The 16,117-nt window shown below is 63.8% G+C and carries 14 protein-coding genes and 1 pseudogene; 12 read left to right on the forward strand and 3 right to left on the reverse strand.

Features of this window, described 5'->3' with window-relative positions; genetic code table 11:
- Positions 1 to 9 precede the first annotated feature (9 nt).
- The 8 genes from sucD (at position 10) to lpdA (ending at position 9,508) form a co-directional block, all read left to right on the forward strand.
- Positions 10 to 912, forward strand: a complete 903-nt coding sequence (sucD, locus tag FJ938_RS18340) for a succinate--CoA ligase subunit alpha (RefSeq protein ID WP_140612901.1) — start codon at positions 10 to 12, stop codon at positions 910 to 912.
- A gap of 41 nt (positions 913 to 953) precedes the next feature.
- Positions 954 to 1,700 carry a hypothetical protein gene (locus tag FJ938_RS18345; RefSeq protein ID WP_140696050.1) on the forward strand — a complete coding sequence of 249 codons (747 nt, stop codon included), beginning with the start codon at positions 954 to 956 and terminating at the stop codon, positions 1,698 to 1,700.
- Positions 1,701 to 1,736: 36 nt separating this feature from the next.
- On the forward strand, positions 1,737 to 4,724 hold the full coding sequence (locus FJ938_RS18350) for a 2-oxoglutarate dehydrogenase E1 component (protein ID WP_140696053.1): 2,988 nt from the start codon (positions 1,737 to 1,739) through the stop codon (positions 4,722 to 4,724).
- Positions 4,725 to 4,749: 25 nt separating this feature from the next.
- Positions 4,750 to 6,036 (forward strand): 2-oxoglutarate dehydrogenase complex dihydrolipoyllysine-residue succinyltransferase, encoded by a 1,287-nt coding sequence (gene odhB / locus FJ938_RS18355; RefSeq protein ID WP_140612898.1) that lies wholly within the window; start codon positions 4,750 to 4,752, stop codon positions 6,034 to 6,036.
- Positions 6,037 to 6,130: 94 nt separating this feature from the next.
- A complete protein-coding gene (locus FJ938_RS18360) occupies positions 6,131 to 6,802 on the forward strand; it encodes a DUF4241 domain-containing protein (RefSeq protein ID WP_246673398.1) in 672 nt (223 codons plus the stop codon).
- Positions 6,803 to 6,837: 35 nt separating this feature from the next.
- Complete coding sequence (locus FJ938_RS18365) at positions 6,838 to 7,341, forward strand: hypothetical protein (RefSeq protein WP_140696086.1); 504 nt, start codon at positions 6,838 to 6,840, stop codon at positions 7,339 to 7,341.
- Entirely contained in the window at positions 7,338 to 8,087 is a 750-nt protein-coding gene (locus tag FJ938_RS18370) for an SDR family oxidoreductase (protein WP_140696059.1), read from the forward strand. Before FJ938_RS18365 ends, FJ938_RS18370 begins: the two co-directional genes overlap by 4 nt.
- A 14-nt stretch (positions 8,088 to 8,101) precedes the next feature.
- Entirely contained in the window at positions 8,102 to 9,508 is a 1,407-nt protein-coding gene (lpdA, locus tag FJ938_RS18375) for a dihydrolipoyl dehydrogenase (RefSeq protein WP_140612894.1), read from the forward strand.
- Positions 9,509 to 10,291: 783 nt separating this feature from the next.
- On the opposite strand, the gene FJ938_RS18385 is transcribed toward lpdA, so the two are convergent.
- Positions 10,292 to 11,359, reverse strand: coding sequence for a TraB/GumN family protein (locus tag FJ938_RS18385; RefSeq protein ID WP_140696062.1), 1,068 nt, complete (start codon positions 11,357 to 11,359; stop codon positions 10,292 to 10,294).
- A gap of 376 nt (positions 11,360 to 11,735) precedes the next feature.
- Positions 11,736 to 12,674 carry a tyrosine recombinase XerC gene (locus tag FJ938_RS18390; protein WP_140696065.1) on the reverse strand — a complete coding sequence of 313 codons (939 nt, stop codon included), beginning with the start codon at positions 12,672 to 12,674 and terminating at the stop codon, positions 11,736 to 11,738.
- Positions 12,675 to 12,902: 228 nt separating this feature from the next.
- Between FJ938_RS18390 and rimM the strand changes: the two genes are divergently transcribed.
- The 3 genes and pseudogenes from rimM to FJ938_RS30005 all read left to right on the forward strand — a co-directional run bounded on the left by rimM (position 12,903) and on the right by FJ938_RS30005 (position 14,359).
- Positions 12,903 to 13,502, forward strand: coding sequence for a ribosome maturation factor RimM (rimM, locus tag FJ938_RS18395; RefSeq protein WP_140696068.1), 600 nt, complete (start codon positions 12,903 to 12,905; stop codon positions 13,500 to 13,502).
- Positions 13,499 to 14,173 (forward strand): annotated as a pseudogene (trmD, locus tag FJ938_RS18400) (tRNA (guanosine(37)-N1)-methyltransferase TrmD); the annotation flags it as partial. The gene rimM and the pseudogene trmD, both read left to right, overlap by 4 nt.
- Positions 14,171 to 14,359: a KTSC domain-containing protein gene (locus FJ938_RS30005; protein ID WP_281409101.1), complete on the forward strand. Its 189-nt coding sequence runs from the start codon at positions 14,171 to 14,173 to the stop codon at positions 14,357 to 14,359. The pseudogene trmD and the gene FJ938_RS30005, both read left to right, overlap by 3 nt.
- 26 nt (positions 14,360 to 14,385) lie before the next feature.
- On the opposite strand, the gene FJ938_RS18405 is transcribed toward FJ938_RS30005, so the two are convergent.
- A complete protein-coding gene (locus tag FJ938_RS18405) occupies positions 14,386 to 15,138 on the reverse strand; it encodes a sulfite exporter TauE/SafE family protein (protein WP_140696074.1) in 753 nt (250 codons plus the stop codon).
- A gap of 323 nt (positions 15,139 to 15,461) precedes the next feature.
- Between FJ938_RS18405 and rplS the strand changes: the two genes are divergently transcribed.
- Positions 15,462 to 16,001: a 50S ribosomal protein L19 gene (gene rplS / locus FJ938_RS18410; RefSeq protein ID WP_137930413.1), complete on the forward strand. Its 540-nt coding sequence runs from the start codon at positions 15,462 to 15,464 to the stop codon at positions 15,999 to 16,001.
- The last annotated feature ends 116 nt before the right edge of the window (positions 16,002 to 16,117 follow it).

A 16,117-nucleotide genomic window follows, 5' to 3' on the forward strand; every position in this document is an offset into this window, starting at 1 on the left:
GTCGCAAAAATGTCCATTCTCGTCGACAAGAACACCAAGGTTCTCGTGCAAGGCCTGACCGGCAAGACCGGCACGTTCCACACCGAACAGGCGCTGGCCTATCACGGCACCAAAATGGTCGGCGGCATCCACCCGAAGAAGGGTGGCGAGACCTGGACCGGATCGAAGGGCGAGAGCCTGCCGATCTTCGCCACGGTTGCCGAAGGCAAGGAAAGGACCGGCGCCAATGCGTCCGTCGTTTATGTGCCGCCGGCGGGTGCTGCCGAAGCCATCATCGAAGCCATCGAGGCCGAGATCCCGCTCATCGTCTGCATCACCGAAGGCATTCCGGTGATGGACATGATCAAGGTCAAGGCGCGGCTCGACCGCTCGGCCTCACGGCTGATCGGCCCCAACTGCCCGGGCGTGCTCACCCCCGACGAATGCAAGATCGGCATCATGCCCGGAAACATCTTCCGCAAGGGTTCGGTCGGCGTTGTTTCGCGCTCGGGAACGCTTACCTATGAAGCTGTGTTCCAGACCACCAATGTCGGCCTCGGCCAGACCACCGCCGTCGGCATCGGCGGCGACCCTGTCAAGGGCACCGAGTTCATCGACGTGCTCGAGATGTTCTTGGCCGACGACGAGACCAAGTCGATCATCATGATCGGCGAGATCGGCGGCTCGGCCGAGGAAGACGCCGCGCAGTTCCTCAAGGATGAGGCCAAGCGTGGCCGCGGCAAACCGATGGCCGGCTTCATCGCCGGACGCACGGCGCCGGCCGGCCGCACCATGGGCCATGCGGGCGCGGTCATCTCCGGCGGCAAGGGCGGCGCGGAAGACAAGATCGCGGCGATGGAATCGGCCGGGATAAAAGTTTCGCCGTCGCCGGCACGGCTTGGCACGACGCTGGTGGAAGCCATCAAGGGTTAGGACCGTGGGCAGTCGAGCTTTCGAGTGCCGGTGAGCAGGACATGGAAGACGAGAAGCGCATCATCGTTTGCATACCTGGCCCGTGGGAAGGCAAGTCGGCCTTCGTGCGCGCTGTTGCGCAGGCATCGATGCATTCAGAGGATTATGCCGCCGCCGGGATGGTCATGATGCATGGCCCGAGCAAAGCTGCGTTCGAGTTTGATTTCTGCGATCGCGACGAGGACATGACGAGAGCCTTCGCAAGCGCAGGGCTCGCCAATGGGCTCGGTAAGGATGTCATCGAAAAGATCGACTCGCATAAGAGCGTCGTCTACCTGCTTTCCACCGCCCCTCAAACGAAGGAAACATCGATTTCCATCGCGAAGGCGGCAGCTCATCTGGTCAAGGCCGGCGGTCTTGGTGTGAAGATCGAAACGGCTGGCAAGGCGTTCTCAGCGGATCAATGGCTTGAACGGACAAGCGGTGGTTTTGTTGAGATATATGAGTTGATGGTTTTGGATTCCGTCACGGACGGTACCACGACCTACAGCTGCGGCATGCGTAATCTGGGGCTTTGGGACGCTATCGTTTCAGGTGACGAGTTTCAGTCTGCCGTGAAGTTGCTTCGCGGCTTCAACATGTATCAACTTTACGAAAGCCCCGAGCTTTTGGCTGGTCAGACGTTTGGGCTGGAAGCAGGAGCGCCGCGATATCGTTTGAGTGTGGAAACGCAGCAGCCCGACGCGGAACACAATCTACATACAAACCCTTTTGGCATGTGGCGGCTTAGCCGTGTTTTGGCGCATTAGCGATAGGGAGAACGGAGCAGAGCTCCGCTAGGCAAAATGGCACGACAAGATCAAACCAACGCCCAATTTTCGCTCACCTCTTTCCTCTATGGCGGCAATGCCGACTATATCGACGCGCTCTACGCGGCGTATGAGGACGATCCCGCCTCGGTCAATCCCGAATGGCAGGAGTTCTTCGCCGGGCTGAAGGACGATGCCGGCGATGTGCGCAAGAACGCCAAGGGTGCGTCCTGGGCAAAGCCTTCCTGGCCGCTGCAGGCCAACGGCGAACTGGTGTCGGCGCTCGACGGCAATTGGGGCATTGTCGAAAAGCACCTGGAAAAGAAGGTCAAGGACAAGGCGGTCACCAACGGCGTCGTGCTGTCCGACGCCGACGTGCACCAGGCGACGCGCGATTCGGTGCGCGCCATCATGATGATCCGCGCCTTCCGCATGCGCGGCCATCTGCACGCCAATCTCGACCCGCTCGGCATCGCCAAGCCGCTCGAGGATTATAACGAGCTGTCGCCGGAGAATTACGGCTTCACCGCAGCCGATTACGATCGGCCGATCTTCCTCGACAATGTGCTCGGGCTCGAATTCGGCACCATCCGGCAGATGCTGGAAATCCTGACCCGCACCTATTGCTCGACGCTGGGCGTCGAATTCATGCACATCTCCGATCCCGAGGAGAAGGCCTGGATCCAGGCGCGCATCGAAGGCGCGGACAAGGAAATCTCGTTCACCGCCGCCGGCAAGAAGGCGATCCTGTCGAAGCTGGTCGAGGCGGAAGGCTTTGAACAGTTCATCGACGTCAAGTACAAGGGCACCAAGCGCTTCGGCCTCGACGGTGGTGAAGCGCTGATCCCGGCGCTGGAGCAGATCGTCAAGCGCGGTGGGCAGCTCGGCTTGAAGGAAATCGTGCTCGGCATGGCCCATCGTGGCCGCCTCAACGTGCTCTCCCAGGTGATGGCGAAGCCCCATCGCGCCATCTTCCACGAGTTCAAGGGCGGTTCGGCCGCCCCCGACGAGGTCGAGGGCTCGGGCGACGTGAAGTACCATCTCGGTGCCTCCTCGGACCGCGAGTTCGATGGCAACAAGGTGCATCTGTCACTGACCGCCAACCCGTCGCACCTGGAAATCGTCGACCCGGTGGTGATGGGCAAGGCGCGCGCCAAGCAGGACTATTTGTTCGCCCGTGGCCGCGAGGAGATCGTGCCGCTGGAGGAACGGGCCAAGGTGCTGCCGCTCCTGCTGCATGGCGACGCCGCCTTCGCAGGCCAGGGCGTGATCGCCGAAATCCTCGGCCTGTCCGGCCTGCGCGGTCACCGCGTCGCAGGCACGCTGCATTTCATCATCAACAACCAGATCGGCTTCACCACCAATCCGCGCTTCTCGCGCTCGTCGCCCTATCCGTCAGACGTGGCCAAGATGATCGAGGCACCGATCTTCCACGTCAATGGCGACGACCCGGAAGCCGTGGTCCATGCCACCAAGGTGGCGATCGAATTCCGCATGAAATTCCATAAGCCGGTGGTCGTGGACATGTTCTGCTATCGCCGCTTCGGCCATAATGAGGGTGACGAACCGGCCTTCACGCAGCCGATCATGTACCGCAACATCCGCACCCACAAGACGACGGTGCAGATCTACGCCGACCGCCTGATCGCCGAAGGCCACATCACCCAGGCCGAATTCGACAAGATGAAAGCCGACTGGCGCGCGCATCTGGAATCCGAATGGGAAGTCGGCCAGCACTACAAGCCCAACAAGGCCGACTGGCTGGACGGCGCCTGGTCGGGCCTGCGCACGGCCGACAACCAGGATGAGCAAAGGCGCGGCAAGACCGCCGTGCCGGTCAAGACGCTGAAGGAAATCGGCAAGAAGCTGACCGAGGTGCCGAAGGGTTTCGAGGCGCACAAGACGATCATCCGCTTCCTCGAGAATCGCCGCGAGGCGATCGAGTCCGGCGAAGGCATCGACTGGTCGACGGCCGAGGCGCTGGCTTTCGGCGCCATCCTGCTGGACGGCAATCCGATCCGCCTGTCGGGGCAGGATTCTGAACGCGGCACCTTCTCGCAGCGCCATTCCGTGCTCTACGACCAGCGCGACGAGACCCGCTATATCCCGCTGAACAATCTGTCGGCGGCGCAAGCCGGCTACGAAGTCATCAATTCGATGCTGTCGGAAGAGGCGGTGCTGGGCTTCGAATATGGCTATAGCCTGGCCGAGCCGAAGGCGCTGACCCTGTGGGAAGCGCAGTTCGGCGACTTCGCCAATGGCGCCCAGGTGGTGTTCGACCAGTTCATCTCGTCGGGCGAGCGCAAGTGGCTCAGAATGTCGGGCCTCGTCTGCCTGCTGCCGCATGGGTATGAAGGCCAGGGCCCGGAACATTCCTCGGCCAGGCTGGAGCGCTTCCTGCAGCTTTGCGCCGAAGACAACATGCAGGTGGCGAATTGTACGACGCCGGCTAACTACTTCCACATATTGCGCCGGCAGCTGAAGCGCGACTTCCGCAAGCCGCTGATCCTGATGACGCCGAAGTCGCTGCTGCGCCACAAGCGGGCAGTGTCGACGCTGCCGGAAATGTCGGGCGAAAGCTCGTTCCACCGGCTGTTGTGGGATGACGCCCAGCTGTTGCCCAACCAGGCGATCAAGCTTGTCAAGGACAGCAAGATCCGCCGCGTCGTGCTGTGTTCGGGCAAGGTCTATTACGACCTCTACGAGGAGCGCGAGAAGCGCGGCATCAACGACATCTACCTGCTGCGCGTCGAACAGCTCTATCCGTTCCCGGCCAAGGCGCTGATCACCGAATTGTCGCGCTTCCGCAATGCCGAGATGGTGTGGTGCCAGGAGGAGCCCAAGAACATGGGCGCCTGGTCGTTCATCGACCCGTATCTGGAATGGGTGCTGGCGCATATCGACGCCAAGCACCAGCGGGTGCGCTACACCGGCCGCCCGGCGGCCGCGTCGCCGGCGACCGGATTGATGTCGAAGCACCTTGCCCAGCTCGCCGCCTTGCTCGAAGACGCGCTTGGCGAATAGAACTCAGGAACAACGGACAGGCACAATGGCTACCGAAATCCGCGTCCCCACTCTCGGCGAATCCGTCACCGAGGCGACCATCGGCAAATGGTTCAAGAAGGTCGGCGATGCCATTGCCGTCGACGAGCCGCTGGTCGAACTCGAAACCGACAAGGTGACGGTCGAGGTTCCGGCCGCTGCCGCCGGCACGCTGGGCGAAATCACCGTCAAGGAAGGCGAGACGGTCGGCGTCGGCGCATTGCTGGGCTCGATTTCGGTTGGAGGCGCGGCCGCGCCGGCGGCCAAGCCGCAGGCGGTGGCGCAGGCGTCGAGCCCCGACGCGGCGCAGACCACCAAGCAGGCCGCCGCCGAGACCGCCAAGATCGCCGGCGATGCCGGCCCGGTCGAGCCTCGCACCATGCCGCCGGCGCCGGCGGCTGCGAAATTGATCGCCGAGAACAATCTGTCGGTCGACCAGCTTTCCGGCTCGGGCAAGCGCGGCCAGGTGCTGAAGGGCGATGTTCTCGACGCCATCTCCAAGGGTGCGCCATCGCAGCCGGCCGAGACGCCGAAGGCGGTGCCTGCTCCGGTGGCTCCGGCCGCTGCCCGCGCCCCTTCCTCGGGTGACGACGCGTCACGCGAGGAGCGCGTGCGCATGACCAAGCTGCGCCAGACCATCGCGCGCCGGCTCAAGGAAGCGCAGTCGACCGCCGCCATGCTCACCACCTTCAACGAGGTCGACATGAGCGCGGTGATGGCGCTCAGGACCAAGTACAAGGACGTGTTCGAGAAGAAGCACGGTGTGAAACTCGGCTTCATGGGCTTCTTCACCAAGGCCGTCACCCACGCGCTGAAGGAAATCCCGGCGGTCAACGCCGAGATCGACGGCACCGACATCATCTACAAGAATTTTGCGCATGTCGGCGTCGCCGTCGGCACCGAAAAGGGCCTCGTGGTTCCGGTCGTGCGCGATGCCGACCAGATGTCCATCGCCGAGATCGAGAAGGAGATCGGCCGGCTGGGAATCGCCGCGCGCGATGGCAAGCTGTCGGTCGCGGATATGCAGGGCGGTACGTTCACGATCTCCAACGGTGGCGTTTACGGGTCGCTGATGTCGACGCCGATCCTCAATGCGCCGCAATCCGGCATCCTCGGCATGCACAAGATCCAGGACCGGCCGGTCGTGGTCGGCGGCCAGATCGTGATCCGGCCGATGATGTACCTGGCGCTCAGCTATGATCACCGCATCGTCGACGGCAAGGAAGCGGTGACCTTCCTGGTGCGGGTCAAGGAAAGCCTGGAGGATCCGGAACGGCTGGTGCTCGATCTGTGATCGGAGCTGATCCGCAATGGGCAGCTGGGTAGAGGAGTTAGGGTTCAGGCTAGGCCGTGCGCTGCGGATGTTGCGGCGTGAGCCCTGGACTTCCATGACCATGCCGACCGCGCCGGCCGAATGGAATCCGGCGCAAGCGAGCAGCAATCTCGGCCTCTTCGACCTGAGCGAAGCGCAAATGGCGGAGCGAGAGATAACCGTCACTGCGATCGGGGAGCTGGATTTGCCGACAGGCGAAATCATTGCCTGCGATCCGCTGACTACCGGAATCGACTGGCCAGCATTGAGCCGTAAGATCAAACCGGGGCGCTACCCGGTCTCGCTGCTTGAGGCACAAGGCCGTGTTGCTGTGGCAGTCCTGCGTTTCCGGCCCGGCAAGCCAATTCGCTGGGAACTGGCAACCTTGCCCGGCCAGGATGCATCGACCTTGAAGGGCGACGAGGTATTTGGCTATCCCGTCGATGCCGGCCTTGGTTCGTTCATGGACAAGATGGCGATGGCGTTGATGTCGGATCAGCAAGACAAGCTTGAGGCCGACCAGAATTACTATGACGACGTGCTGGCGACCGAGTTCGCGCCCAACCAGGACCGGTTCGTCATGCACTATCCCGTTCCTGGTAACTCGATCAATGTTGCGATGTTCTGGAGTGGTTGGGGTGATGGGATTTATCCGTCTTTCTGGGGATTGAATGCGGCCGGCGAGCCGTTGCTTTTGATGACGGATTTCGGCGTGCTGGAAAACGCCGACGGCCGCGAAAGCCAGTAGGCCGCCTAATGCTGCGCGACGCCCTGGCATCCGTCATGATCAAATGCGCCGCCGGGGCGCCGGTGATCCTGTTCACCGGCTCGACAGCCTTCGCCACCTGTCCAATCGAACTCGCCGTCTATGGCGACGCCCAGAGCGGTGGCGAATCGAGCGGCAGCGAGATCGACTTTACCCCGACAGGCACATCGGCGACCGTCACCAACACGTTTCGGTTGGTCCTCGACAACAATGTCGTGCTGAGCGGCATCGTCATGTGGACGCAAGGGGCTCCTCGGCCGAATGGTTCCTTGATGTACAAATGCCCGGAGGGCGATGCCACCGGCCAGGAGCTTGCCGCCTGCACATTGTGGGGCGGCGTCATCTACACTGGGGATGACAAGGGCACGATCGGCCTGTTGCCGGCCGAGGGCATAGAGGCGCCGAAAACCCTGGTCCTGCCTGATCTCGGGCCGGTGCTGCGGCAATCCAGCGCCTTTGGCGGCAGCGGCTTTTCGAAAATACCGTCCGATGTATTTGCCCTGAAGGGATGCCAGGAATGAGCGGGAAGGTTCTGCTGGTCACTGGAGGCAGCCGCGGCATTGGCGCCGCGATCTGCCGGCTCGGATCGAAGGCCGGTTATCGGGTCGCGGTCAATTATGCCTCGAACAAGGCTGCCGCCGACGCGCTGGTCGCCGAGATCGAGGCCGCCGGCGGGGAGGCTTTCGCGGTAAAGGGCGATGTCGGCAACGAGGCCGATATCATAACCATGTTCGAAGCGGTGGACCGCGCCTTCGGCGGGCTCGATGCGTTCGTCAACAATGCCGGCATCGTCGACGTCAAGGCGCGCGTCGACGAGATGGATGTGGCGCGGCTCGAGCGCATGATGCGCATCAATGTCGTCGGTTCGTTTCTCTGCGCCCGCGAGGCGGTGAAGCGCATGTCGACACGCCACGGCGGCAAGGGCGGGGCGATCGTCAACATCTCGTCCGCCGCCGCCAGGCTCGGTTCGCCCGGCGAATGTGTCGACTACGCCGCCTCCAAGGGCGCGATCGACACCATGACAGTCGGCCTGGCGCGCGAGGTGGCGCTGGAGGGCATCCGAGTCAATGCGGTCAGCCCCGGCATCACCGACACCGAAATCCATGCCTCCGGCGGTCAGCCCGATCGCGTGGCGCGGATGCAGGACATGCTGCCGATGAAGCGGGCGGGCACGGCCGATGAAGTCGCAAGCGCGGTCCTCTATCTTCTATCCGACGCCGCGTCCTATACGACGGGCGCGATCCTGAATGTCAGCGGCGGCCGCTAGAGAAGGACACCATTATGGCTTATGACGTCGTTATCATCGGATCGGGACCAGGCGGCTATGTCTGCGCTATCAAGGCGGCACAGCTCGGGCTTAAGGTCGCCGTGGTCGAGAAGAACGCGACCTTCGGCGGCACCTGCCTCAACATCGGCTGCATCCCGTCCAAGGCGCTGCTCCATGCCTCCGAGATGTTCGCCGAGGCCGGCCATTCCTTCGATACGCTGGGCGTCGAGATACCGGCACCGAAGCTCAATCTGAAGAAGATGATGACGCACAAGGACACGACGGTGGCGTCGAACGTCAACGGCGTCGCCTTCCTGTTCAAGAAGAACAAGATCGACTCCTTTCGAGGCACCGGCAAGGTGGTCGCGGCCGGCAAGGTGTCGGTGACCGGCGAGGACGGCAAGGTCGAGGAGATCGAGACCAAGAACATCGTTATCGCCACCGGCTCCGATGTCGCCGGCATTCCCGGCGTCAAGGTCGATTTCGACGAGAAGGTGATCGTGTCGTCGACCGGCGCGCTATCGCTAGAAAAGGTTCCCGGCCATCTCGTCGTGGTCGGCGGCGGCGTCATCGGGCTCGAGCTCGGCTCGGTCTGGGCGCGGCTTGGCGCCAAGGTCACGGTGGTCGAGTTTCTCGACACGATCCTCGGCGGCATGGATGGCGAGGTCTCCAAGCAGTTCCAGCGGATGCTCTCCAAGCAGGGGTTCGAGTTCAAGCTCGGCGCCAAGGTCACCGGCGTCGCCAAGGCCAAGAAGGGCGCCAGCGTCACCTTCGAGCCGGTAAAGGGTGGGGCGGCCGAGACGATCGAGGCCGATGTCGTGCTGATCGCCACCGGCCGCCGTGCCTATGCCGACAGTCTCGGCCTCAAGGAGGCTGGAGTGGAGGTCGACGAGCGCGGCCGGGTCAAGACCGACGGTCATCTCAGGACCAATATGCCCGGCATCTATGCCATCGGCGACGTCATCGCCGGACCGATGTTGGCGCACAAGGCCGAGGACGAGGGCGTGGCGGTGGCCGAAACCATCGCGGGCCAGGCCGGCCATGTGAACTACGACGTCATCCCGAGCGTCGTCTACACCAGCCCGGAAATCGCCTCGGTCGGCAAGACCGAGGAAGAGCTGAAGAAGGCCGGCATCGACTACAAGGTGGGCAAGTTTCCGTTCAGCGCCAATGGCCGGGCGCGCGCCATGCTGCACACGGACGGTTTTGTGAAGATCCTTGCCGATAAGGCCAGCGACCGCGTGCTCGGCGTGCATATCGTCGGCTTCGGCGCCGGCGAAATGATCCACGAGGCGGCGGTGCTGATGGAGTTCGGCGGATCGTCGGAGGACCTCGCCCGCACCTGCCACGCGCATCCGACGACGTCGGAAGCGGTGAAGGAAGCGGCGCTGGCGACGTTCTTCAAGCCGATCCACATCTAGAGGTAACGGTTCGCCGGGCCACGCTTCGCCTGCCCTGCTCCGCGGCGCTCGCAAGAGTTTGCCAGCGTCGCGCTGCCCCTGGCTGCCGCCGGCGGTTTCGCCAATTGCCAGCGTTGCAAGAGAAGCGCCGGCGCTGGCACCAGCCTCTTTCTCCCCGTTTACGGGCAGAAATGCTCGGCGGGACTATGAGGGGCGGCACTGCCATTGACAATATCCTGCAGAGGCGGTTCCCGTCCGGCTTGTCGCATGCTCCAAACAAAACGGCCCGCTTTTCAGCGGGCCGTCTCGGATTTGGCACTGAGCCGCTTACTGGGCGGGTGCTGGCGCCGGAGCGGGTGCCGGAGCCGGGGCTGGCGCAGGAGCTGGCGCTGGAGCCGGCGCGGGTGCTGGCGCCGGGGCGGGAGCAGGTTCGGCTGGCTTGGCCGGTTCAGCAGGCTTCATCGGTTCCGCCGGTGCGGGCGCCGGGGCCGGTGTGCTGGCGGCCGGTGGCTCGGCGGGTGTCGGATGTTCACCACTTCTTCCGAAAACGTAATACGCTACAACCGCCAGGATGACCACGACCAGCGCAATCAGCCAAGTGCTGCCGCCGCCGCTCGGCCGCGGAGCATTGGTGGTCGAATTGTACGGGTCGTTTGGATTTGGTGCGTTCGCCATAAATCTGTCCTCCGAGAAATGAAAGTGATCAATCAACATCCATCAACGCGCAACCGTTGAATGGGTTTCACGCTAGGGGAGGAAAACACCGGAAACGCGGCGCTTGGGCCCCCTCCACTGCCGTCCGACTCAATTGACGGCGGTGACAGTATAACCGGCTTTGCGGAAATCTTCGACCAGCCCCTCTGGACCGGGAAGGTGCAGGGCGCCGACCGCCATGAAGGCGTTGCCCTTGGCCAGGATCGGCCCGGCATGGTCGACCATCACCTTGTTGCGGCTGGTGATCATGGTTTCCTCGAAGGCCGCATAGCCGGCTGGGTCGTCCTGCTCTTCCGGCATGGCGGCGCGGAACAGCGGCCAGAACATGCCTGTATCGCCGCGCTGGTAGAGCAGGATCATGGTCTCGTTGATATCATTGACCTTGTCGCCCAGCTTCAGCGTGTCGACCAGCCCCTTCATGTGAAAGGCGAGCGGCAGCGAGGCCATGGCGCGCAACTGGCTTTCGGCCGTTTCCAATCCTTCCACCGGCTTGCCGGCCGCCTTGGCGCTCTGCGCCAGCTTGACGTCGAGCACCGGCGCTCCGCCGGACTGGCGGGCGAGTTCGCAAGCCGGAAGCGCCATCATGGCCGACAGCATCCATGGCTTCATCTTGGCGACGGTTGCCGGCGGGATGCCACGCGCGTCCAGTGCCGCATTCATCGCCGCCGCATCGTCGGGTGACAGCAGTGACGACAGCGTGGTGGAGTCCGTGAACATCATCAGGTCCGGCTGCTTGAGCATCGCCGTCATCATCTTCTGCTTGTCGAGCACGTCGGTGGTCTCGATGATGAGGGTGCCGGCTGCGTCAAAGGCCTTTTGTGCGTCCTCCGGCAGCGTGGTGACGCGCGGGTCGGTCATGTGCATGGTGCCGAACAGATAGGACGGCTGTTCGCCTGATTTCTCCAGCTTCCACAACAGGCCTTTGCCGTTGAGCGTGGCGGCGGCGTCCGCCTCGATCTTGCTGTAGGTGGCAGGGCTGCTCTTCTGCAGGGCCGACAACATGTCGGCGCCGGTGCAGGTCGGGATTTCCGCATGCGCCCTGCCGGCCGCGAACAGCAGGACGGCAAGGAAGGACAGGAAAAACAGGGCGTTGAGCGCGACAAGCAGCTTCAGCGACACGGAAGCCGCGCGGTCGGCCATAGCGATGACACGTTTCATGGTTTTTTCCTAAGACCAAAAAACGGCGAAACGGTTAATTGGCGTTACGAAATTGTCCTAACCGGCTATCAGCCCTGTGCTGACGTTGATTGGCGCATGCCCAGCGATTGGCGGAACCGGCCATTCTTCGTCATCCACGGGCGGAGCAAGGAGCGTAGCGACGCGGCGCAGGCCCGAGGATCCATGCCGCGACACACGAGCGCCGCTGCGGTGCAGAATTCTGCTCCGCTGCACTCGGCTAAGGTAACGGCATGGATCCCAGGGTCTCCGCGACGGAGCTTCGCTCCTGCTTCGCCCAGGGATAACGAAGTTGGGAAGGTTTCAACCAATCCCGAACGTTTACAATAGCCCCGATCCGGTGCGGGCCACCGGGCGTTCATGCCCTCGGATGAGCCGATTCGTAGATTTCGAGCAGCCTTGCGGTGTCGACGCCGGTATAGATCTGCGTCGTCGACAGGCTGGCGTGGCCAAGCAGTTCCTGGATGGTGCGCAGGTCGCCGCCACGGCCGAGCAGATGCGTGGCGAAGGAATGGCGCAGCGCGTGCGGCGTTGCGGTGTCGGGCAGGTTGAGCGCCGAGCGCAGTTTCGCCATGTCGCGCTGGACGATGGCCGGGTTGAGCGGGCCGCCGCGCGCGCCGCGAAACAACAGGCCCTTCGGATCGAGATGATGGGGGCAGAGCCGGCGGTATTCGGCAATCGCCTTGAGCGCGACCGGCAGCACCGGCACCAGCCGCGTCTTGCCGCCCTTGCCGGTGATGCGCAGCACGGTGTCGGCCTCCGAGGCCAGGTCGGCGCCGGCGAGGCCGAGTGCTTCGGAAATGCGCAGGCCGGAGCCGTAGAGCAGCGTCAGCACGGCAGCATTGCGAGCGGCGATCCAGGGTTCCTCCGCCAGTTGGCCTTCCACCGACACGACATGTTTGGCGTCGCTCGCCGTCAGCGGTTTTGGCAGGGATTTGGGCTGGCGCGGCGCGCGCAATGCGGCGGCACCCGCCGCATTGGCGAGGCCACGCCGCTCGAGGAAACGCAGCAGCGAGCGGATGCCGGCCAGCCCGCGGCCGAGGGTGCGGGCGCCGGCGCCGGCGTTGCGGCGGGCGGCGAGGAAACCTCGCAGGTCGGCCGGGCGCAGATCGGCGATATCCGAAATGGCGGGTGGCCCGCCGAGATGGCCGGTGAGGAAATGCAGGAACTGCCTGACATCACGCTCATAGGCCTCGACGGTTTCCGGCGACAGCCGGCGCTCGCTCGCCAGCATCTTCAGCCAGCTTTCGCGCGCCGCCTGGAGATCGGGTTTCGCCGGGATGAGAAATTCCTGCATGGCGCCTGTTCCGGTTCGCGGTCATTTTCGGGCAGCCTGGTTAGGAAGCGGTGAAGAGCCCGTCATTGAAATGCCGGCCCGGCGGGGCTAGGAGATTGGCTGGAACGAGACCGGTGAGCCTCTTCTGAATTGCCGGGTGTTTTGGCCACCGTAACGGAATGGATCCTCGGGTCTGCGCAGCCGCTCCGCGCCTGCTTCGCTCGTGGATAACGAAGGTAAAACCGCGCCATGAGCAAACCGCAAAATCCTGTCCAGATGGCTGTCATCGGCGCCGCTCACGGCATCAAGGGCGAACTCAGGGTGAAAACCTTCACCGGCGAGCCGATGGCGCTGGCCGACTATGGGCCGCTCTATGCCAGGGATGGCCGTGCCTTCCAGATAACAGACATAAGGCCCGCGAACACCGTCGTCGTGGTCCGCTTCAAGGGCATCAATGACCGCAACGCCGCCGAGGCGCTTGCCGGCACGGAGCTGTTCGTCGACCGCTCGATGCTGCCCGACGACGGCGAGGAGGACGAATTCTACCATGCCGACCTGATCGGACTGGAAATCCGGGACGATACGGGTGCGGCCATCGGCAAGGTGGTCGCGGTGCACAATTTCGGTGGCGGCGACATCCTCGATGTGACGCTCTCCGGCCGCAAGGGCGTGCTGATCCCGTTCACGCAGGCAGCCGTGCCGCAGGTGTCGATCGCCGAGGGTTTTGTCCGCGTCGACCCGGTGGCCGCCGGACTGGTCGGGGACGAGGACGGCGACGCGCCACGCGAGGAAGGCTTCGACCCGAAGGGCAGGCCGCGCGGACCGCGCGATGCCGGGGGCAACCGGTGAGTTTTGCCGCTTCGGTCCTGACGCTCTATCCCGAGATGTTCCCGGGCCCGCTAGGCCTGTCGCTGGCCGGGCGGGCGCTGGAGGCCGGAACATGGTCGCTGGAAGCGATCCAGATCCGCGACTTCGCCACCGACAGGCACCGCACCGTCGACGACACGCCGGCCGGCGGCGGCGCCGGCATGGTGATGCGCGCCGATGTGCTGGCCAGGGCGATCGACCATGCTTCGCCAGCGGGCGATGTGCGCCCCCGCCTGCTGATGAGCCCGCGCGGCAAGCCGCTGACGCAGGCGCGTGTGCGCGAGCTCGCGGCTGGTCCGGGCGCCGTCATCCTGTGCGGCCGCTTCGAAGGCGTCGACCAGCGGTTGATCGACGCGCGGGCATTGGAAGAAATATCGGTCGGCGATTTCATCCTGTCGGGCGGCGAGCCGGCAGCGCTCGTGCTGCTCGACGCGGTGGTGCGGCTGCTGCCCGGCGTGATGGGCAACGCGGTGTCGGGCGAGGAGGAAAGTTTCGAGAACGGCCTGCTCGAACACCCGCACTACACGCGCCCGCAGGAATTCGAAGGACGGGAGATTCCCGATGTCCTGGTTTCTGGCAACCACAAAAAGATCATGCACTGGCGGCGCGGTGAGGCAGAGAAGCTGACGGGTGAACGGCGGCCGGACCTGCTGACGGTCGTAGACTACGACCCCTCGACAAAGGTTCTTTCGGTGCGGTTCGCACCAAGCGGGACCCAATATGACTATGAGGGAGTCGAGCCAGAGACCTTCGCGAAATTCAATGCTGCCTTCTCTAAGGGTCGGTTCTTCACCGAATTCATCCGCGACCACTACAAGTACCGTCGCGTCGGGCACTAGCGCGTACTGAGCACCCCGTCGGCTGGTTATGCTTTGCCGAAATAGTAAAAGGCGAGAAACAGGCCGACGGCGATGACGAAGCCGCGCACCACGTTCTGCGGTACGCGTTTGGCGATCCAGACACCGGCATAGCCGCCAAGCGCACCGCCCGGGATCATGACGATCGCCTGCGGCCAGGCGACGACGCCGCCCGAGACGAAGACGATAATGGCGACGGCCGCGATGACGATGGCCAGCATGTTCTTCAGCGCGTTCAGCCGGTGATAGTCGCCGGCTTGCGTCAGCCCCAGCGTCGCCAGCATCATCACGCCCATGCCGGCTCCGAAGAAGCCGCCATAGGTGGCGGTGGCGAATTGCGCGAGCGAACCGGCGAATGAGCCTACCGACGCTTCATGGCCGGGTTTCGGCGCCGGCTTCAGCCAAGGTCCGGCGGCGAACAGCGCCGTTGCGCCCAGAAGCAGCCACGGCACCAGGACGCGAAACGACGGATTGTCAAGCGCCAGCAGGATCAGCGCGCCGGCCAGCGCGCCGACCGCCGATATCAGGCACAGCAGCAGGGCGCCGCGCCAGAAATGCCGGATGTCGTCCCAATAGGCCAGCGTCGAGGTGACGTAGCCTGGAAATTGCGTGACCGAGGAGGTCGCGTTGGCGACGATCGGCGGCAGGCCGACCAACGTCATGGCGCCAAAGGTGATGAAGGTGCCGCCGCCGGCGACCGCATTGGCGGCGCCTGACAGAAAGCCCGCGAGGAAGAGAAGGATGGCGTCGAAGAGAGACATGGTGCGGCCGCTTGGAATTGTGCTACCGCTGCTTAGAAAGCTTGTGGAACGTATACAACCCGGCACGGCGCGATTACGATGATGCCATGCCGGCGAAAAATACACCGTTCGGGCGTGACAAAGCGCCGAAATAGCTGTATGTGCCCGCCCGTACTGGCTGGAAAACCCGCCGGACCCGTCAACAATGACGGTGTAGTCGCCCCTGTCCGATGTCTCGGAGACAAATGTCTCAGGGACAAAGGACATAGCCGAGCGGTCGATGGGACTGCAAGGCGAGTGTCGGACGCTCTGACTGTCGGAAGAACAAGAAGTGGATTTTTAAGATGGATCTCATCCGTCAGCTCGAGGCCGAGCAGGCCGCCAAGATCGAAGCCAAGCGCAAGCTTCCCGAATTCCAGCCCGGCGACACCGTGCGCGTCCAGGTCCGCGTGACTGAAGGCACCCGCACCCGCGTCCAGGCCTATGAGGGGGTGGTCATCGCCCGCTCCGGCGCCGGCTTCCAGGAAAATTTCACCGTCCGCAAGATCTCCTATGGTGAAGGCGTCGAGCGCGTGTTCCCGGTCTACTCGCCGATGGTCGAAGGCGTCGAGATCGTGCGTCGCGGCAAGGTGCGCCGCGCCAAGCTCTATTACCTGCGCGATCGTCGCGGCAAGTCGGCCCGTATCTCGGAAAACACCGGCGTGCGCGCCCGCAAGCTCAATGACGAAGAGCGCGATGCGCTGAACGCCGAGAAGGCCCGCATCGAGGCCGAGAAGGTCGCCGCTGCCCAGGCGCTGGCCGCCGAGACGGCCGCCAAGGAAGCCGCCGAGAAGAAGGCAGCCGACGAGGCAGCCAAGGCCGCGGAAGCGACCCCCGCCGAATAAGTTTTGACGACGATGTTTTCAAAAAGGCGGCTTCGGCCGCCTCAGACTGCTGACAAACCCCTGGCATTTGCCGGGGGTTTTTGATTCACTGGGTCATGTTGAAGCGACCCGCCCCT

It is taken from the genome of Mesorhizobium sp. B2-4-14, from assembly GCF_006442155.1.
Classification (GTDB): Bacteria; Pseudomonadota; Alphaproteobacteria; order Rhizobiales; family Rhizobiaceae; genus Mesorhizobium.